This is a genomic window from Thermoanaerobacter kivui (assembly GCF_000763575.1).
GTDB classification, from domain to species: Bacteria; Bacillota; Thermoanaerobacteria; order Thermoanaerobacterales; family Thermoanaerobacteraceae; genus Thermoanaerobacter; species Thermoanaerobacter kivui.
Window position 1 is genome coordinate 1,328,789 of record NZ_CP009170.1, and the last position, 18,468, is coordinate 1,347,256.

At 33.8% G+C, this 18,468-nt stretch carries 21 protein-coding genes; 3 read left to right on the top strand and 18 right to left on the bottom strand.

Going from position 1 to position 18,468, the window contains the following annotated elements; all coding sequences use genetic code 11:
• Positions 1–121: 121 nt before the first annotated feature.
• Both TKV_RS06780 and ylbJ read left to right on the top strand, forming a co-directional pair.
• A complete protein-coding gene (locus TKV_RS06780) occupies positions 122–1,324 on the top strand; it encodes a nucleotidyltransferase (RefSeq protein WP_049685302.1) in 1,203 nt (400 codons plus the stop codon).
• 71 nt (positions 1,325–1,395) lie between these two features.
• On the top strand, positions 1,396–2,577 hold the full coding sequence (ylbJ, locus tag TKV_RS06785) for a sporulation integral membrane protein YlbJ (protein ID WP_049685303.1): 1,182 nt from the start codon (positions 1,396–1,398) through the stop codon (positions 2,575–2,577).
• Here the strand turns inward: ylbJ and TKV_RS06790 are convergent, their stop codons facing one another.
• The 9 genes from TKV_RS06790 to TKV_RS06830 all read right to left on the bottom strand — a co-directional run bounded on the left by TKV_RS06790 (position 2,578) and on the right by TKV_RS06830 (position 9,892).
• A complete protein-coding gene (locus tag TKV_RS06790) occupies positions 2,578–3,042 on the bottom strand; it encodes an ATPase (protein WP_049685304.1) in 465 nt (154 codons plus the stop codon).
• Between the two features lie 21 nt (positions 3,043–3,063).
• The gene (gene coaD / locus TKV_RS06795; RefSeq protein ID WP_049685305.1) at positions 3,064–3,543 is read right to left on the bottom strand and encodes a pantetheine-phosphate adenylyltransferase; all 480 of its coding nucleotides are present in this window, start codon (positions 3,541–3,543) and stop codon (positions 3,064–3,066) included.
• Positions 3,540–4,094 (bottom strand): 16S rRNA (guanine(966)-N(2))-methyltransferase RsmD, encoded by a 555-nt coding sequence (rsmD, locus tag TKV_RS06800; protein ID WP_049685306.1) that lies wholly within the window; start codon positions 4,092–4,094, stop codon positions 3,540–3,542. Before rsmD ends, coaD begins: the two co-directional genes overlap by 4 nt.
• A 222-nt stretch (positions 4,095–4,316) precedes the next feature.
• Positions 4,317–4,544: an alpha/beta-type small acid-soluble spore protein gene (locus tag TKV_RS06805; RefSeq protein WP_049685307.1), complete on the bottom strand. Its 228-nt coding sequence runs from the start codon at positions 4,542–4,544 to the stop codon at positions 4,317–4,319.
• A 142-nt stretch (positions 4,545–4,686) separates the two neighbouring features.
• Positions 4,687–4,914 carry an alpha/beta-type small acid-soluble spore protein gene (locus TKV_RS06810; protein ID WP_049685308.1) on the bottom strand — a complete coding sequence of 76 codons (228 nt, stop codon included), beginning with the start codon at positions 4,912–4,914 and terminating at the stop codon, positions 4,687–4,689.
• Between the two features lie 115 nt (positions 4,915–5,029).
• Complete coding sequence (locus TKV_RS06815; protein ID WP_049685309.1) at positions 5,030–5,872, bottom strand: DegV family protein; 843 nt, start codon at positions 5,870–5,872, stop codon at positions 5,030–5,032.
• 17 nt (positions 5,873–5,889) lie between these two features.
• Positions 5,890–7,938, bottom strand: coding sequence for an ATP-dependent DNA helicase RecG (gene recG, locus TKV_RS06820; RefSeq protein WP_049685310.1), 2,049 nt, complete (start codon positions 7,936–7,938; stop codon positions 5,890–5,892).
• 12 nt (positions 7,939–7,950) lie between these two features.
• On the bottom strand, positions 7,951–9,531 hold the full coding sequence (locus TKV_RS06825; protein WP_049685311.1) for a DAK2 domain-containing protein: 1,581 nt from the start codon (positions 9,529–9,531) through the stop codon (positions 7,951–7,953).
• Positions 9,532–9,541: 10 nt separating this feature from the next.
• Positions 9,542–9,892 carry an Asp23/Gls24 family envelope stress response protein gene (locus TKV_RS06830; RefSeq protein ID WP_049685312.1) on the bottom strand — a complete coding sequence of 117 codons (351 nt, stop codon included), beginning with the start codon at positions 9,890–9,892 and terminating at the stop codon, positions 9,542–9,544.
• Positions 9,893–10,085: 193 nt separating this feature from the next.
• Here TKV_RS06830 and rpmB point away from each other — a divergent pair, with 193 nt between their 5' ends.
• Positions 10,086–10,274, top strand: coding sequence for a 50S ribosomal protein L28 (rpmB, locus tag TKV_RS06835; protein WP_049685313.1), 189 nt, complete (start codon positions 10,086–10,088; stop codon positions 10,272–10,274).
• Between the two features lie 36 nt (positions 10,275–10,310).
• Here rpmB and TKV_RS06840 read toward each other — a convergent pair whose 3' ends face one another.
• The 9 genes from TKV_RS06840 to TKV_RS06880 all read right to left on the bottom strand — a co-directional run bounded on the left by TKV_RS06840 (position 10,311) and on the right by TKV_RS06880 (position 18,468).
• A complete protein-coding gene (locus TKV_RS06840) occupies positions 10,311–10,496 on the bottom strand; it encodes a hypothetical protein (RefSeq protein WP_049685314.1) in 186 nt (61 codons plus the stop codon).
• Between the two features lie 63 nt (positions 10,497–10,559).
• A complete protein-coding gene (locus tag TKV_RS06845; RefSeq protein WP_049685315.1) occupies positions 10,560–11,195 on the bottom strand; it encodes a thiamine diphosphokinase in 636 nt (211 codons plus the stop codon).
• Positions 11,192–11,842 (bottom strand): ribulose-phosphate 3-epimerase, encoded by a 651-nt coding sequence (gene rpe, locus TKV_RS06850; protein WP_049685316.1) that lies wholly within the window; start codon positions 11,840–11,842, stop codon positions 11,192–11,194. The genes TKV_RS06845 and rpe overlap by 4 nt, the downstream gene beginning before the upstream one ends.
• A gap of 3 nt (positions 11,843–11,845) precedes the next feature.
• Complete coding sequence (rsgA, locus tag TKV_RS06855) at positions 11,846–12,727, bottom strand: ribosome small subunit-dependent GTPase A (protein WP_049685317.1); 882 nt, start codon at positions 12,725–12,727, stop codon at positions 11,846–11,848.
• A complete protein-coding gene (pknB, locus tag TKV_RS06860; protein ID WP_049685318.1) occupies positions 12,728–14,608 on the bottom strand; it encodes a Stk1 family PASTA domain-containing Ser/Thr kinase in 1,881 nt (626 codons plus the stop codon).
• Entirely contained in the window at positions 14,605–15,348 is a 744-nt protein-coding gene (locus tag TKV_RS06865; RefSeq protein WP_049686240.1) for a Stp1/IreP family PP2C-type Ser/Thr phosphatase, read from the bottom strand. Before TKV_RS06865 ends, pknB begins: the two co-directional genes overlap by 4 nt.
• 7 nt (positions 15,349–15,355) lie before the next feature.
• Complete coding sequence (gene rlmN / locus TKV_RS06870; protein ID WP_049685319.1) at positions 15,356–16,384, bottom strand: 23S rRNA (adenine(2503)-C(2))-methyltransferase RlmN; 1,029 nt, start codon at positions 16,382–16,384, stop codon at positions 15,356–15,358.
• Positions 16,385–16,399: 15 nt separating this feature from the next.
• The gene (gene rsmB, locus TKV_RS06875; RefSeq protein ID WP_049685320.1) at positions 16,400–17,734 is read right to left on the bottom strand and encodes a 16S rRNA (cytosine(967)-C(5))-methyltransferase RsmB; all 1,335 of its coding nucleotides are present in this window, start codon (positions 17,732–17,734) and stop codon (positions 16,400–16,402) included.
• Positions 17,735–17,784: 50 nt separating this feature from the next.
• Positions 17,785–18,468 (bottom strand): zinc metallopeptidase, encoded by a 684-nt coding sequence (locus TKV_RS06880; RefSeq protein ID WP_049685321.1) that lies wholly within the window; start codon positions 18,466–18,468, stop codon positions 17,785–17,787.

Here is an 18,468-nt window from a genome sequence, read left to right on the forward strand (position 1 = left end):
TCTCCTTTCTACCTAAATATTTACCAAATATATTGTATACACAGTTCCTATTTTACATTTTATCATATTTTATATAAAATAGTAAGTACATCTTAAAAATTTTTTGAAAGGGTAATGGAAGATGAAAATCTTAGGTGTCATTGTAGAGTACAATCCTTTACATAACGGCCATCTTTACCATTTACAAGCTTCAAAAAGTTTAAGCAACTGTGACTATACTGTTGCAGTGATGAGTGGAAATTTTGTGCAAAGAGGAGAACCTGCGATAGTGGACAAATGGAAAAGAACTCTGATGGCTCTAAAAGCTGGTATAGACTTAGTAATTGAACTGCCCGTTGTTTATGCTACTTCTACGGCAGAAAATTTTGCGTATGGTGCTGTCAAACTTTTAGACTCTTTAAACGTAATAGATTACTTGTGTTTTGGCAGTGAACGAGGTAATATAGAAGAATTATTAGAAATTGTACAAATACTGGTAGAAGAACCTCCCCCATACAAACAAGCTTTAAAAGAATATTTAAAAAATGGTATAACTTTTGCAAAAGCTCGTGAATTAGCATTAAAAAAAGTTATAAATAATGAAATAGAGAAAATTTTGCAAACTTCCAACAACATCTTAGCGATAGAATATCTTAAATCTTTAAAAAAATTGAAAAGCCCTATTAAGCCTCTTACAATTAAAAGAAAAGGACCTTTATACACCTCCTTAGAACTCAAAGGAGAATTTGCCAGTGCTTCTTCAATAAGAAAACACATTTTTGATAGAGGTTTAAAAGATGTCGAAAATTATATTCCAAATTTCACTAAAGAAATCTTAAAAGAGTCTTTTTTAAAAGGCGAAGGGCCCGTATCTTTTGAAGAATTTTCTAAAATCCTCATATACAAATTGAGAAGCAAAGCTCCTCTTGAGGATATATTTGACGTATCTGAAGGTTTAGAAAACAAAATTTACAAAGCTTCTCAGTTGACAAATCGCATTGATGAACTGATAAAATTAATCAAATCAAAAAGGTATACAGAGAGCAGAATAAGACATATTTTAACCCACCTTTTGCTTAATATTGACAAAAAAATCTTTGAAGAATTTGACGGGCCTAACTACATACGAATATTAGGATTCAATAAAAAGGGAATAGAAATACTAAAAGAGATTAAGAAAAAATCACAATTACCCATAATTACAAAAATCTCTCATTACAAAAGAAAATTAAATAACGTTAAAATGTTTGAAAAAGACTTGTTTGCTACTGATGTTTACACCTTAGCTTACAAAAATTCCTCTATAACCGGCTTGGACTTTAAGCATCCCATAATAAAAATTTAACCCACCAATCATTTTTAGCCTTTTTTCTAAATAAACATAATAGTGAAACCAAAACAAGGTGGGGATAAGTTTTGAGAAACACTCTTTTAAATATTTTTATCGCTCTTTTAATTTTAATGGTTCTCTCTTTGATAATATTCCCTAAAAATGCTTTAGAAGCCGCCAAAGGCGGAATAAACCTTTGGCTTTTTACTATTACCCCTTCCTTGCTTCCCTTTTTTATCGGTTCAGAACTTTTTTTACAGTTAGGTGTTGTTCACTTTTTGGGTACTTTTTTAGAGCCTATTATGCGGCCTTTATTTAAAGTGCCTGGCAGTGGTTCTTTTGCAATGGCGATAGGATATACATCAGGATATCCCGTAGGTGCTCAAATAATTTCCAGACTATGGGAAGAAAAATTGTGCACTACCGAAGAAGCAGAGAGGCTTATGTCCTTTTGCAACAATTCAGGCCCTTTATTTATGTTAGGAGCTGTAGCCATTGGAATGTTTAATAGCCCAAAAATCGGGTATGTAATTATGGCATCCAATTATTTAGCAGCTATAACAACAGGATTGCTTTTTCATTTTTACAAGAAGAATAGCTATACAAACTCTCCTCCTTCAAAAAACCTTATAAAATCTGCCTTTGACAAAATGTATCACACAAGAGCACAAAACAAAAAAAGCTTTAGCGCAATTTTGTCAGATGCTGTATCTAAATCCATGAACACAATCATAATGATTGGAGGATATATAGTATTTTTTTCAGTAATAATTGAATTTTTAAAATTATATAAAATATTAGATTTGCTGAGTTATTTTATATCTCCGCTATTTTCTTTAATAGGCTTTGACAAAAATGTTATACCTTCTTTTTTAAGCGGTTTATTAGAAATTACCGTCGGTTCAAATTTAATAAGCCAATCTCCAGCTCCAATAGAACAAAAAGTAATATTGGTAAGTGCTATAATAGCTTGGGGAGGAGTTTCAATACACGGTCAAGTACTAAGTGTAATAGCAAAAACCAAAATAAAATATTTCCCCTATTTAATCGCAAAAACACTTCAATTTTTTCTCGCAGCAGCATATTCTTATGTGATATTGTCTTTTGTTAAAATACAAGAGGAAAACATTAGCATAAATGTTTTTAACCAATTCAGCTACAAAAACGCATGGAATCTATTTCAAAATTCCTCTCTAATTTTTACAATAACCACCATAATATTTATATTCTTTGCTATAGCAGCAAGATTACATCAACACCAAACATAATCACTTTGTTCCTCGCAATTCCTCTCTGTTTTTCTTAATTGTCTCTAATATATTAGTTATCTCTGCTTCGATTTTAGCAAGTAACTCGTCAGCGTATTCCCTACTTCCCAGCCTTATTTCTTTTGCATTTGCCTGAGCTGCAGAAATAATTTCTGCAGCCGTTTTTTCTGCTCTTTTCACTATTTCACTTTCATTTACCATTTCATTAATCTTTTGTTCAGCATCTTTTATTATTGTTTCTGCATCTTGTTGGGCATCAAGAAGAATTCTCTGCCTTTCTTGCTTTATCCATTCAGCTCTTTTAAATTCATCCGGCAATTTTATTCGAATTTGCTTTATCAAATCCAGTATTTCTTCTTTACTTACAATAGCCTTATTAGAAAGCGGAATTGTAGAACTTCTTTCGATTATGTCTTCAAGTTCATCCAAAAGGTTAAAGACCTCAAGATCTCCAATATTGGACAAAAATAAAACCCCCTTTAAACGTTACTCTTTAAATTTTTCTATTAGCTTTTGAGCAACTAAATCCGGCACAAATTCAGAAAGACATCCACCAAACTGCGCAATTTCCTTCACCACGCTGGAGCTTAAATAACCATATTTTGCATTTGTCATTAAAAAAATTGTTTCAACAGAAGGATTTAACTTTTTATTAATCAGAGCCATTTGAAATTCATATTCAAAATCAGAAACCATTCTTAAGCCTTTTATTATAGCATTAGCATTCACTTTTTTTGCATAATCAACTAATAATCCATCAAAATAATCTACTTGTACATTTGGAATATCTTGTGTCACAGCCTTTAGAAGCTCTACTCTTTCCTCTATTGAAAATAAAGGTTTTTTAGCCGGATTTAAAAGTACAGCAACAATCAATTTATCAAACAAAAGCGCACTTCTTTTTATAATATCGATGTGACCGTATGTAACCGGATCAAAACTTCCTGGATAAATCGCCGTCTTCATAATTCCTCCTTATAAAACGAAAGTATTGTCTTCCCGTATTTTTTCTCCCTTGCCTTAATTAAACTCCCATATTTCTCTTTAAGTTCATCGTTTTTATGATGCTCTGCTATGACTATACCACCTTCTTTTAAAATTTTACATGAACTAATTTTTATGAGAGTTTTTTCTGCAAGGTTTTGATAATAAGGGGGGTCTAAAAATATTATATCAAACTTTGTATTATTTTTGTCTAACATTTCAATAGCTTCTAATGCATCTTTATGAAAAAGTTTTGAAACTCCCAGTAAATTCAAAATACTTAAGTTGTCTTTTATACATCTAACACTTTTAACACTTTTGTCGACAAAGTAACAAAATTGAGCACCTCTGCTTAAAGCCTCTATCCCAATGTTTCCTGTACCAGCAAACAAATCTAAAAATACACTATCACTAATCTTAGTTCCCAAAATATTAAATAGAGATTCTTTTACTCTGTCAGAAGTAGGCCTTATGTCATCTCCCTTTATCGATTTTACTTTTCTGCCTTTTAGCTCACCAGCAATCACCCTCAAGATAATACCCCCCACTTTCAAAATTATTTTAACATATTTTTTAAAATATCACAAAAGAATGTATAAATTTTTTGAACGTGGTAAATAATATTTATGGGAACAAAAATTTCCCCAAAATTCTTCCTTCAATTTCTCCTCTCCCAATCCAGGTAGGCGACTACCTGGATTAAAAATTTTTAAAAGGGCAACCGTCAAGATTGCCCTTTTTATATATTTCTAAATTTATTTCCAAGTGCCTTTGCTCGCCATCTGACTTTCTGCCATTTGTATCATCTTTCTAACCATGTGGCCACCTACAGCACCGCAATCACGGGATGTAAGTGTTCCCCAATAACCATCAGCTGGAGGAGTTATTCCTAATTCATTTGCTATTTCGTATTTCCATTGGCTCATAACTTGCTTGGCTTCCTTCACAACAAGAGGATTTCTTGTTTCTGAACCTACAGCCATTTTAATCACCTCCTAAAACTTATTCCATTATTAATTTATCCACCTATAGTCGTTATATACATGTAAACAATTGCTATATATGCTTGTTTTAATAAAAAAGGATATCCACAAGGGATATCCTTTTTTATATATTCATATATATTTATTTCCAAGTGCCTTTGCTCGCCATCTGACTTTCTGCCATTTGTATCATCTTTCTAACCATGTGGCCACCTACAGCACCGCAATCACGGGATGTAAGTGTTCCCCAATAACCATCAGCTGGAGGAGTTATTCCTAATTCTCTTGCTATTTCATATTTCCATTGGCTCATAACTTGCTTGGCTTCCTTCACAACAAGAGGATTTCTTGTTTCTGAACCTGCAGCCATTTTAATCACCTCCATTTGTTTTTGTATTATTAATTTAACCAAAATGCTGTTTTATAAACTATAAATTTGTTCTCAAAAATGTATAAAGGTGATTAAAATGGCAAATAATAAAAAATTATTTTTCTTCAAAAAACACTCCCACTGCCGCTGGTCCTGCGTGAGTACCTATTCCACAACTGGCTCTTGACCTTATAAAATTAGTTATTCCCAGTTCATTTCGCAAAGCTATTTCTATTTCATTTAAAAATTCCTGTTGATCTGTGTGAATCAATCCCACTTCTCTTTCTTTAAAATCCACACCTGTATTTTTCATATAATCAATTATCCAGCGTATCACCTTTTTCTGTCCACGCACTTTATCTACTATTTTTAACTCGCCATCTTCATTCATCAAAATAGGCTTTATACTTAAAATATTGCCTAAAAACGCTTGCGTTTTGGGTAAACGTCCTCCTCTATACAAATAATCTAAAGAATCAAACGCCATGATATATCTGATTTTTGGAATCAAATCATAAATTTTTTGAACAATCTCTTCCTTGCTAAAACCTGCAACAGCCATTTTTGCCGCTTGAAGAACAAGGAAACCATTTCCCAACGAATAGTGCCTCGAATCAATAACTTCAACCCTTTTTGCATCCACCATATCTTTTGCAATGACAGCAGATTGATAAGTCCCACTCAATTTTGAAGATAGTATTATCGCAATTATGTAATCATAACTTTTGAGTAAATCATTAAAAACATCTATAAACTCTACTGGAGAAACTTGTGAAGTTGTAGGCAATTTTCCTTCCTTTAGAAGTTTATAAAATACTTCTTTTGTCAAATCAACACCGTCTTTATACGCTACACCTTCTATGTTAATAGTTAAAGGCACCACAAATATTCCATAAGTTTTTATCAAATCCTCCGGAATATCCGATAAACTGTCAGTTACAATTGCTATCTTTTCCATACTACTATTCTCCTTCTTTAATTTAATATTATACCGCTTAATTTTTGATAGAATTGGTTAATTAAAACATTTTTAAGTTTTGAATAACCTTCTAATTTAGGGTCTTTTGCCAAAAGTTCTTCTACGTCTTTTTGTACTTCCTTCAAAATTTCTATGTCTTCAAAAAGATTCGCAATTTTAAATTCCGGAAGGCCATGCTGTCTAAGGCCCAAAATTTCTCCTGGACCTCTTATTTCCAAGTCTTTTTCTGCGATTTTGAATCCGTCTGAAGTTTCTGCCATCACTCTAAGTCGTTTTTTTGCAACATCTGAGTTAGAATACGCAATCAAAATACAGTAAGACTGAAATTCTGACCTTCCTACTCTTCCTCTAAGTTGATGAAGTTGAGCAAGTCCAAATCTTTCTGCATTTTCTACAATCATTACCGTAGCATTAGGAACATTTACTCCCACCTCTATTACTGTTGTAGAAACTAAAATGTCTATTTTACCGTTTACAAAGTCCTCCATTACCTTTTCTTTGTCTGAATCTGGCATTTTGCCATGTAAAAGTCCCACTTTAGCATTTTTAAAAGCTTCTTTATAAATCTCTTCATATACTATTTCGGCAGACATTGCATTTACTTTATCTGATTCCTCAATGAGAGGACACACAACGTAGACCTGTCTTCCCTTTTTGACCTCCTTCATCGCAAAAGCGTAAGCTTTTTTTCTCATTGAGGAAGGGATTACATAGGTTTTGACTTTTTTTCTCCCAGGTGGTAATTGGTCAATTATGGATATATCAAGGTCTCCGTAAAGAATGAGAGCTAGCGTTCTCGGTATAGGTGTTGCTGTCATCACTAAGACATCGGGATTCTCCCCTTTTTGCATTAAAAGCGCCCTTTGCCTCACACCGAATCTGTGCTGCTCATCCGTTATGCAAAGCCCTAATTTGTGAAAAACCACAGTATCTTCTATAAGAGCATGAGTACCTACTACAATATCATAATCTCCATTTTTGATTTTTTCTAATGCCTCTTTTTTCTTAGACGGAGAAAACCCCCCAGATAAAAAACCAATCTTTATATCACTGCCTTTAAAAATCTCCTTTAAAGTTTGATAATGCTGTTTTGCAAGTATTTCTGTAGGAGCCATCATAGCTACCTGATAGCCATTTTTAACAGCAATATACATGCTGCAAGCCGCCACAACAGTTTTCCCTGAACCCACATCTCCTTGAACTAATCTGTTCATCACCTTATGGGATGCCATATCAGAAATTATTTCCTTTAAAACTTTCACTTGAGCTACCGTCAGCTTAAAAGGTAAAGCCTCCAAAAAAGGCTTTAAGTCTACTTTCTCAAATTTTATGCCATTTTTAAAGTTTTTAATGGATTTTTTAATCAAAAATAAAGTCAATTGAAGTAAAAATAATTCTTGATATTTGAGCCTGTACTTTGCCTTTTGGAGATGCAATTGGCTTTCAGGAAAATTTATATTTATTATTGCCTCTTTTATATCCATTAACCCTTTTTCTTTTAAATAATTCTCTTCAAAAAACTCCTCAATCTCTCCTATATAGTCTTTAAGGGCATTAAACATTATCTTCCTTATGGTATTTTGACTCAGCCCTTCTGTAAGGCCATAAATAGGCACAATCCTTCCTGTATTTAATTTAACATCATCACTTTTTTCAATTGCAGGATTTTCTATCATTAGTTGCCCATATTTAAACTGTAACTTGCCACTTATTATATATTCCTCTCCAATCTTAAAATTATTTTTTATATACGGCTGGTTGTACCACACAAGTTCCACCGCACCGGTACCATCTTTCACAGGGATTTTCGTTATGACAAGTCTTGAAGTTTTTATTTCCCTTGCAGAACCAGCAATATAAGCTCTAAAAGTCTGTTTTTCTCCTACTTTTAAATCTTCAATTTTCAAAATCTCACTTCTGTTTTCATAATCTTTAGGAAAGTAAAATAATAAGTCCTCAACCGTATTTATTCCCAGTTTTTTCAAAAGCCTCGCCCTCTTCGGTCCCACCCCTTTGACATATTGCACATCAATATTTAGAGGCATGTTCACTCACCTTTATTCTATTGATATCACGTAATAGTAAAGAGGTTGTCCTCCAAAGTAAACTTCTACATCTGCATCTATAGAAAGGGAATTTTTTAATTCCTCTGCTTTTTGCTGTGAAACTTGTTCACCGTAATATATGGTCACTAATGAAGAATCATTATCAAGCGCTTTAGAGATTAGTTCCTTCGCCACTTGATTACAATCGCTTCCTACTGCCATAAGCTCTTCATTTATAAAACCTAATATGTCACCTTTTTTTATTTCAAAACCGTTTATTTGCGTATCCCTTATCGAATAAGTCACTTCAATCGTCTTTACACTATTCAGCACTTCCTTTATTTTTGTTATATTTTCTTCCAAGCTTTTCTGTGAATCAATATTTATTATGGCAGAAATAGCCTCATTAAAATTGTTGGTAGGAATTATTTCCACTCTTTTATCTGTCAAAGCCTTCGCCTGTTCACACGACATTATTATATTTTTATTATTTGGGAAAACCAGTATATTTTCCGCATTTATTTTTCTAATACCTTCTAAAATATCGCTGGTACTGGGATTCATCGTTTGTCCACCGTTTATAATAACATCACAACCTAAATCTGAAAAAAGTTTTTTAACTCCCTCTCCATTAGCAACAACCAATATGCCGTATTTTTTAGTTGGCTCATTTTCGTGTGATATCAAACTTTCATGCTGTATTTTCATATTGTCAATTTTCACTTTGACAAGCTCTCCTATTTTAAGTCCTTCCTCCAACACAAGCCCAGGTTTATTTGTATGGACATGGATTTTTAAGATATCTTCATCAGAGACTACTACTAAACTATCTCCATATTTAGAAAATCTCTCTTTTAAAATAGGTTCGGCAAAAATCTTTTTGGCTTTAATCAACAATTCAGTACAATACAAAAATCTCAAGTCTTCAAGAAGTCGCTGCTTAGTTTCTATTCCTTCAAAAGATTCCACTATTTCAATTTTATTTCCTTTAAGACCTTCTAACATTCCCTTTAAAATATAAACAAAACCCATGCCTCCTGAGTCAACAACTCCGGCTTCTTTCAAAACAGGCAAAAGGTTAGGAGTATTCTCCAAAGATTTTTCTGCGGCTTTTATAATTTTTTCTAAAAATTCTTCAAAGCTTTCTACCTGTTTACATATTTTCACCGCTTCTTCAGCACTTTCCCGGCAGACTGTAAGAATAGTACCTTCAACAGGCTTCATAACAGCTTTATATGCAGTATCAGCGCCTATTTTAAGCCCTTCAGCAAAATCGCAAGGAGTTATTTTTTTTACATTTTTAAGGTATCTTGAAAAACCTCTAAAAATTTGAGATAAAATAACTCCGGAATTTCCTTTTGCACCCATCAATGTGCCCTTTGAAAGGCCATCTAACACTTCTTTAATTGTGTCAGCAGACTTTTCTATTTCCTTAGCGGCGTATTGCAAAGTATATGCCATGTTAGAACCTGTATCTCCATCTGGCACAGGGAAGACATTTAGTTTGTCAACATCTCCTTTGTTGTTTAAAAGATAATAGGAACTTGTTATTATCATATTTTTTAACGTTTTTCCATCTATGTACCTCAACATGGTTTCCTCCTCAATGATCAACTTTGATTCCTTGAACATTTACCACTACATTTTTTATATTTATTCCTGTAAATTTTTCTACAGCGTATTTTACCTTTTCAATGACATTCATAGAAACAGTCCTTATATTCACTCCGTATTCCACAACTATATATACTTCCAGTGTCAAACCCTCTTCAGATGAAGAAACTTTGATGCCTTTCCCAGAATTTTCTGTTTTAAATATCTCTATTAATCCATTTGCGCCTTTTCTCCCCAACCCCACGACACCATAACATTCTGAAACTGCTTTACTAGCTATTGCTGCAATTGCATCATTTGATATATTTATATTTCCGTGCCTGTTTTTTATTTCTACCATACTCATACCCCTCCAATCTTAATTTATATTTTACCCTAACATCGATATGACATCAACTCGCCTTTTAATTGTAAAGGTATTTACATTTACAAAAGTTGATGATAAAATAAATATCGTTGTGTTAAAATTCTTATGTTGTACAAAAAGCTGTTTTTGTGATAAAATATTGATGTCTTGAAAAGGAGGTGCAAACATGCGTAAGTGCGATATTTGTGGAAAAGGACCTTTGGCAGGATATCAATACAGCCACTCCCATAGAAAATCCATAAGAAAATGGCAGCCTAACATAAAAAAAGTAAGAGCAATAGTAGACGGCACTCCCGTTAGACTTAACGTATGTACCAAATGCTTAAAGGCGGGGAAAGTGCAAAGAGCATTATAAAGAAAGACGTGCATATTTTGCACGCTTTTTTATTTGTTACCTAAAATGCATATTTACATAATAGCCCAACATTACAAGCCCCACCCCCAAAATCAGCATCCACAGCCATGTAGGAATGTACATCACAAATATTATTATGCCTAAAGCAATGAGTATATAACCTAAAGAGTGATTTAGCTGTCTATTTAGTTTTTTTATTTTGTAAAAAAACTTATCCCACATAAAAATACCCCTTCCCTACTATTCCAGTTATTACATACTATTCATTGGAAGGGGTATTTGAAACTATTCTCTAGGCTTTATAACTAATAAAAGGCCTGCTTCTATATCTATATAAGCTTTATCCTCTGTAAAAACATTGCTTATACCATAAGGCATCTCTAAATCCATGCCTTCTCCCGAAAGCCCATAAAACAACCCTTTTGTGTATATTCCCTTTACTTCGCGAGAATAAGGTAGCAAAGACAGCAACTCCCCTTTCTTTCCCTCAATTTCAATGTGCTTGTTTGTCAAATAAATATCATTCTTTTCATTTACAATCTTTCCTTTGATGTTGCGGTTTAATAAATAAAGCAAAAGAGAAAGATTGGCATAAGAATGGTCAAACCTTTCGCCAATTACACCAATGAAAGTAATCTCTTTGGCTCCTAATTCAACTGCTTTTAACATGGCTAATTGAGTATCTGTCTCATCTTTCATAGAAGGATATTTTTGTATTTTTACCCCCTCTTTTTCGTAAAAGTCTAATACTTTTTTTTCAATTGAATCCAAATCTCCTATTATAATAGCAGGCTTTAATCCCATATTATAGGCATGGTTTGCTCCGCCATCAGCACATATAATGATATCATAATCTCTTACAAAGGCCTTATAAAACTCATAATTTTTAATTTCCCCATTCGAAATAATTAAAACTTTCATTTTCTAACTGCCTCTTTAAATCTCTCTATAGTCTCCATCGGATTTTGTGACTCAAAAATCGCAGAACCAGCTACTATAATGTCAGCGCCTGCCTTTACTAACTCCGCTACATTAGATAAATTAATACCCCCGTCTACTTCAATTTCAAATTTTAATCCCAAATTTTCTCTCAACAAGCGTAAATCCTCAATTTTTTTAAACATAGTATCTATAAACTTTTGTCCTCCAAAACCTGGATTTACTGTCATTATCAAAACCATATCTACGTCTTGCAAAACATACTTTATAGTCTCAAGGGGAGTAGCAGGATTTAGAGAAACACCAGCCTTTATTCCGTACCCCTTTATTTTTTGTATTGTCCTGTGAAGGTGAAGACAAGCTTCTTGATGGACCGTTATATTATCTGCACCAGAATTTGCAAAATCTTCTATGTACAAATCAGGGTTTTCAATCATCAAATGCACATCAAAAGGAAGAGATGAAAATTTCCTTAAAGATTTTACAACAACTGGCCCTATGGTTATATTTGGAACAAAATGTCCATCCATTACGTCAATATGTAAAAGGTCAGCACCTTTTTCTACTTTTTTTATGTCTTCTAATAAATTTGCAAAATTAGCTGATAATATTGAAGGAGCTATTTTCAATTTTTAATACCTCCTCTTTTCCTTTTCTCTCAGTTCTTTTAAAATAGCAAGATAACTTATGTACCGATTTTTATCTATAACTTTATCCTCAACCGCCTTTATAATACTACATCCCGGTTCATTTACATGGAGACAGGATGAAAATTTGCACTCTCTTTGAAGGTCTAAAAATTCCTTAAAATAATATTTTAATTCTTCTTTTTCAATGTCAAGTGTCAAAGCGGTAAATCCAGGGGTATCCAATACAAAACCTCCAAAATCAAGGGAAATAAGTTCAACACTTCTGGTAGTATGCCTACCTCTTAAAAGCTTTTCACTCAGCTCACCAGTTTTCAATGTAATGTTTGATTGAATAGAATTAATTATAGAAGACTTGCCAACACCAGAAGGACCCGCCAAAAAAGAAGTTTTATCTTTTAGATAAGACTTTAACTCTTCAATGCCTACTTTTGTAACAGCTGATGTAGCAACTGCTTTATAACCTATTCTGCGATATAAATCCACCAATTTTAAATATTCATCAGATTCTCCTAAATCAATTTTATTAATGCAAATGATAGGTTTAATATTGTTACTTTCAGACAGCACAATCATTTTATCCAACAAGGTACGGTTAAGTTCAGGTTTAGTTATGGCAAAAACTATTATCGCCTGGTCTACATTGGCAACAGGTGGCCTTATTAATTGATTTTTGCGGGGGGCAATATTTAAAATATACCCTTCTTTATCGCTTACCATTTGAATTTCTACAACATCTCCAACTAAAGGAGTTATGTTGTCCTTTCTAAATTTGCCTCGAGCACGACATTCTACAATGCCGTGCTCGGTTTTTACATAATAAAAACCGCCTATCCCTTGTACAATCCTTCCTTCCATCTTCTTCAATTAGAATTTCGCCTCCACAACTCTGTATAGCTGACCATCTATATCTACTTCAATTATAGCAGTACCCTTATGAGCCGTTACAGGTACTGTAATAGGACTATCTTGATAGGTGTGTTCCTTAGAATATTCCAAATTCTTTTGTCCTTTTTGTATCACATATACATCCACTTTCATAGTACCTGGTTTATTTGGCAATTCAATAATAACATTTTTCGTCTGCTGTTGTAAAGACTCTTGGGACATCCTGCTTACAATTAAATCTATAGCACTTCCTTTTTGAACTTCAGTATTTCCCGGAACACTCTGCTCTAACACAGTATTGTCAGGCACATCAGTCGTATCTTTATAAATAACCCTTCCTAATTTTAACCCAGCATTTTCCAAGACAGCTTTAGCCTCATCCAAACTCATGTTTACCACATTTGGAACGACAGCAGGTTGCATTCCTTTGCTTACGTATAAATCTATAACAGTATTGTACTCTACTTGCACCCCTTGTCGCGGATTTTGGTCAAAAACGTACCCTTTGGGGAATTTATCATTGTACTGTTCTATAATATTTGCTTTAAGCCCCATATTTTCAAGCTCTGTCTTGGCTTCCAGGTAATGTTTATTTATGACATTTGGGACAACCAAAACTTGCCTACCTTTGCTGATTACCACATAAACTGTACTTCCCGCCTTTACCATACTTCCCTGAGAAGGGTTTTGCGAAAGGACAGTGTTTTCGGGTTTATCACTGTACTTCTCATCACTTATTTCAATTTTTAAATTGTGCTCTGACAAAATTTTGCTCGCCTGATTTAAAGACATCCCCACAACATTTGGAACTACTACGTCACTTACCCTGAAAACATTATTGAGCACATACACTGTTCCATAAGACAAAGACGCCAATAACAAAATCACCAACAATGCAATAGCCACTCTCTTTAAAATTTTCTTTTTCCTTGCTTCTTTTTCTTTTTTCTGGGATATCCTGTTCAATTGCTCTATGTCTTTAGAAGGAATTACACGAGTTTTTGTAATTTCTTCCTCTTTTTTAAAATTAAGTTCAGCAGGATTTTTCAAAAAAGTCTCTAAATCTTTTAAAAAATCTCCAGCAGTCTGGTACCTCAAATTTACATCTTTTGCAGTTGCCTTTAAAACTATTTGGTCTAACTCCTTAGGAACTTTGTCATTTAATTTTGAAGGAGGAATAATATTTTCCTGAATGTGTTTTAAAGCGACAGAAATAGGGCTATCTCCTTCAAAAGGAACTTTTCCGGTCAACATTTCATACAGCACAATCCCTAAAGAATAAATATCTGTCCTCTCATCTACAATACCGCCTCTCGCTTGTTCTGGAGAAAAATAATAGGCAGTTCCTACTACATCGCCAGTGTAAGTTATCGTAGAGCCATTTGCCGCTCTCGCAATTCCAAAATCAGTAACTTTGACAACATCATCCTCAGTCACAAGGATATTTTGAGGCTTTATATCCCTATGGATGATGTGATTTCTATGGGCATGGTCTAATGCCTTGCAAACCTGTTTTGCTATCTCTATCGAACGGTATACATCCAAAGGTCCGCCATTTTCACTAATAAGCTTTTTTAAAGTGCGACCTTTTACGTATTCCATCACAATATAATAAATGTCTCCCTCTTGTCCCACATCGTATATACTGACTATATTGGGATGGGAAAGGCTCGCTGCCGCTTGAGATTCTCTTCTGAATTTTTTCACAAAGTCCTCATCCGCAGCAAATTCAGGCCTTAAAATCTTTATAGCTACTATTCTGTTAAGAAGGTGACACTTGGCTTTATAAACTTTAGCCATTCCGCCTTCGCCTATTTTTCCCAATATCTCATATCTATTCCCAAGCATTCGCCCTATCATGATGTCACCTCCTTAACAGCTACCACAGTTATATTGTCATATCCTCCGTTTATCTTCGCAAGATTTACCAAATTTATACATGAAATATTGATATCTTCATTCCTAGTAAATTCGTTTAAAATTTCCTCGTCGGTTACCATGTTAGTAAGACCGTCTGTGCATAAGAGCAAGATATCCTGTGGCTTAACATTATCATGGAATATATCTACCTCTATTTTCTCTTCTACTCCCAATGCCCTTGTAATTATGTTTTTTTGTGGATGAACACGCGCTTCTTCATGGGTTATTTTTCCCATTTTTACAAGCTCTTCTACAAAAGAATGGTCTTCTGTAATTTGTTTTATGGTATTATTTCTTATGAGATAAGCTCTGCTATCTCCAATATGGCCTATGAAGAAATAGTCTCCCTCAATAAGCAAAAGAGTGAGGGTGGTTCCCATACCCATTAATTCGCATTCTGAACAAGACTGCGCAAAAACGACGCTATTAGCATATTTCATAGATTTTTCTATGAAATTTTCTACAGAAGCAATATTTTTATTAGTTAAATAAAAATAATTTTTCTTAAAATAATCCACTACAGCTTCAATGGCAGACTTGCTGGCAACTTCTCCACTATTGTGTCCTCCCATGCCGTCTGCCACAATAAATAAATTTAACCTCTGGTCATCGGAAATATAATAATAGTCTTCATTTTTCTCTCTTATGTTTCCAATGTCAGTTAGGGCAGCTACAATCATAAACACCCTACCTTTCCTTTAAATACTTTCTCCTAAGCTGTCCACAGGCAGCCTCTATATCGCTTCCCAATTCTCTTCTCACTGTGCAAGATATCCCTGCATCCTCAATAATTCTTTTAAACATCATTACATTTTCATTTTTCGCTTTTTTAAAACCAATCTCTTTTACATAATTAATAGGTATCAAATTAACATGGCATAGCATTCCTTTTATTAAGTCCACTAATTGGTATGCATGTTCTTTTTTGTCATTTATCCCCTCAATCAAAGAATATTCAAATGTTATTCTTCTTCGAGTCTTTTCTACATAATACTTACAAGCCTTCATCAATTCTGACAACGGATAAGCTTTGTTTATAGGCATTAACTGGTTTCTTAACTCGTCATTTGGCGCGTGCAAAGAGATAGACAGATTGACTTGAAGTTTTTCATCAGCAAATTGATAAATTTTAGGTGCTATTCCACAGGTAGATATAGTTATGTGCCTACTTCCTATACCCAAGCCATGAGGATTATTAACTATTTTGATAAATTTCATCACTTCCTCGTAATTGTCAAAAGGTTCGCCACTTCCCATAAGAACAATATTAGAAATCTTCCCATAATCACTGTTAATAGCCATTACTTGGTCTACCATTTCTGACGCTTTTAAATCTCTCAATTTCCCCCCAATAGCAGAAGCACAAAAACTACACCTCATGTTACAGCCTACTTGCGTAGAAACACAAGCAGTATTTCCAAACCTGTATTTTATAGCAACTCCTTCAATTATGTTGTTATCCTCTAGTAAAAATAGATATTTTACAGTGTCGTCTATTTCAGAAACCCTTCTCGCTTCAATTTTTAGCTGCGAAATATATGCAATTTCCTTCAATTTTGCTCGCAACTGTTTAGATATATCTGTCATCTCATCAAAATCGGTTATTCCTTTGTTGTACATCCATTTGTAAATTTGTTTAGCGCGATATTTGTTCTCTCCCATATTTACAAAAAACTCTTCCATTTCTTCTAAAGTCATGTCCTTTAAATTGTACAACTTTTATTACCTCCGCTATTTTATTCTCTTCAATTTGCATATAAAAAAGCCGTCAATTCCGTGTTCTAAAGGAGTTGTCTGTATATATCCATAGGATAAAGTATCGCTTTTTAAACTTTTTGGAACTTCATTGGTTATATCCACAAACTCAAAGTTAGGGTTATTTTTGATAAACCTATTTATCACATTTTGATTTTCTTCTTTGCCTATTGTACAAGTGCTGTAGACAAGGTAACCGCCTTTTTTAACGTACTGAGAACTGGATTGTAATATTTTATACTGGATTTCATTTAAATTTTCAATATCCTTTTTTGTGTAATCTTTTAGTTTTATATCCGGTTTCTTTCTTATTATCCCAATACCAGTACAGGGAACATCAGCCAAAACTTTATCAGCTTTCTCCAAATATTTTTCATTGACATATGTCGCATCAAAAACCTCAGTTTTTACATTAGTTATTCCTAACCTCTCGCAATTTTCCTTAATAAGCTCTAACCGGTGAGGATGTATGTCAAAGGCTATTATTTCACCTTTATTTTCTATCAACTGCCCTATGTGAGTAGTTTTTCCACCAGGTGCAGCGCAAACATCCAAGACAAATTCTCCTTCTTCAGGACGCAAAACTTTAGAAACTAACATAGAAGCTTCATCTTGGACGTAAATATATCCCTCTTTATATAATTCGTGATTCTCCACATCTTTTATGTCCACATACAATGCTTCGTCAATATAAAGTCCACTTTTATATGAAATGCCCTTGGAATCTAATATGTCTTTAAACTTGTCAACACTTACCTTCAAAGTATTGACTCTATAGCAAACTTCTGACTTTTCATTTAAAGACTTTAATAGACCTTCTGTTATTTCTCCATCATAATTGTTAAGTAGCCTTTCCACAATCCAATTAGGATATGAATAAGTAACCTTTAAATACTTTTTTAAATTTTTACTTTTATCAGGAAAAACTATCTCTCCTTTTTTTCTCTCATAATTTCTCAAAACAGCATTTACAAAATTTGCTCTATTAGCCCCCAACACTTTTTTTACAATAGAGACACTTTCATTTATAGCGGCATAAGAAGGTACTTTGTCCATATACATGAGCTGGTATAAGCCCATTTCAAGAAGAGTCATTGTCTTTATATCTGGAGACTTTTTTATAAAAAAAGAGAGTATAAAATCCAACGTGTATTTTCTCTCAATAGTGCCAAAAACCAGCTCTTTAATGAAGCTTTTATCCATTTCTTTTAAGTCTTGTCCTTTTAAACGTGCGTTAAGTGAAATATTAACATAGGCATGTTTTTCAAAAACATCATGGAGTATGTTGTAGGCTATTTCTCTCGCTTTCATTTAACACCTCATAAATAAAAATTTTATCAAAAGTGAAGGATTTTACTCCTTCACTCTCTGTTGTTTCTTATAATCAGCAATCTTATAAGCTGCATAATGGAAACTAATGCTGCAGCCACATAAGTCAAAGCAGCAGCTCTTAAAACTTTTGTCGCAGGTTCAATATCATCTCTCGTAAAAAGGACATTTGACTGAAGCAAGGCTATAGCTCTGTTGCTGGCATCAAATTCCACAGGCAAAGTAATTATTTGAAAAAGCACAGCTGCACTGAAAAGAATTATCCCTATGTTTATCAAGTGCAAACCGGGAGCACCCATGAAAAATCCTAATATCACTAAAGGCCATGCCAAATTTGCCCCTAAATTCGCCACAGGAACGAGGCTATTTCTCAGTGTTAATGGCACATATCCTCTTGCATGCTGTATAGCATGACCAGCTTCATGGGCAGCTACTCCTATTGCAGCTATAGATTCACTCCCATAAACAGATTCAGAAAGTCTTAAAACTTTTGCTCTTGGATCATAATGGTCAGTCAAATCGCCCGGTATCCTTTCAATTCTAACATCATAAAGCCCCATACTATCCAATATCTTTCTCGCTACTTCCTCTGCTGTATATCCATATCTATTTCTGACGCGAGCATATTTGCTAAAAGTGATCTGCACCTGCGCTTGTGCATACATAGCAAATATTAAAGCAGGTATTAAAAGTATTATTGTAGTATCCCAAAACAT

What these genes read in the sequence shown, in the direction of transcription:
- TKV_RS06780 (WP_049685302.1), top strand. Translation starts at nt 122, where the DNA reads ATGAAAATCTTAGGTGTCATTGTAGAGTACAATCCTTTACATAACGGC.
- coaD (WP_049685305.1), bottom strand. Translation starts at nt 3,543, where the DNA reads ATGAAGACGGCGATTTATCCAGGAAGTTTTGATCCGGTTACATACGGT.
- TKV_RS06805 (WP_049685307.1), bottom strand. Translation starts at nt 4,544, where the DNA reads ATGGCTGTAGGTTCAGAAACAAGAAATCCTCTTGTTGTGAAGGAAGCC.
- TKV_RS06810 (WP_049685308.1), bottom strand. Translation starts at nt 4,914, where the DNA reads ATGGCTGCAGGTTCAGAAACAAGAAATCCTCTTGTTGTGAAGGAAGCC.
- TKV_RS06815 (WP_049685309.1), bottom strand. Translation starts at nt 5,872, where the DNA reads ATGGAAAAGATAGCAATTGTAACTGACAGTTTATCGGATATTCCGGAG.
- recG (WP_049685310.1), bottom strand. Translation starts at nt 7,938, where the DNA reads ATGCCTCTAAATATTGATGTGCAATATGTCAAAGGGGTGGGACCGAAG.
- TKV_RS06825 (WP_049685311.1), bottom strand. Translation starts at nt 9,531, where the DNA reads ATGTTGAGGTACATAGATGGAAAAACGTTAAAAAATATGATAATAACA.
- TKV_RS06830 (WP_049685312.1), bottom strand. Translation starts at nt 9,892, where the DNA reads ATGGTAGAAATAAAAAACAGGCACGGAAATATAAATATATCAAATGAT.
- rpmB (WP_049685313.1), top strand. Translation starts at nt 10,086, where the DNA reads ATGCGTAAGTGCGATATTTGTGGAAAAGGACCTTTGGCAGGATATCAA.
- TKV_RS06840 (WP_049685314.1), bottom strand. Translation starts at nt 10,496, where the DNA reads ATGTGGGATAAGTTTTTTTACAAAATAAAAAAACTAAATAGACAGCTA.
- TKV_RS06845 (WP_049685315.1), bottom strand. Translation starts at nt 11,195, where the DNA reads ATGAAAGTTTTAATTATTTCGAATGGGGAAATTAAAAATTATGAGTTT.
- pknB (WP_049685318.1), bottom strand. Translation starts at nt 14,608, where the DNA reads ATGATAGGGCGAATGCTTGGGAATAGATATGAGATATTGGGAAAAATA.
- TKV_RS06865 (WP_049686240.1), bottom strand. Translation starts at nt 15,348, where the DNA reads ATGATTGTAGCTGCCCTAACTGACATTGGAAACATAAGAGAGAAAAAT.
- rsmB (WP_049685320.1), bottom strand. Translation starts at nt 17,734, where the DNA reads ATGAAAGCGAGAGAAATAGCCTACAACATACTCCATGATGTTTTTGAA.
- TKV_RS06880 (WP_049685321.1), bottom strand. Translation starts at nt 18,468, where the DNA reads ATGTTTTGGGATACTACAATAATACTTTTAATACCTGCTTTAATATTT.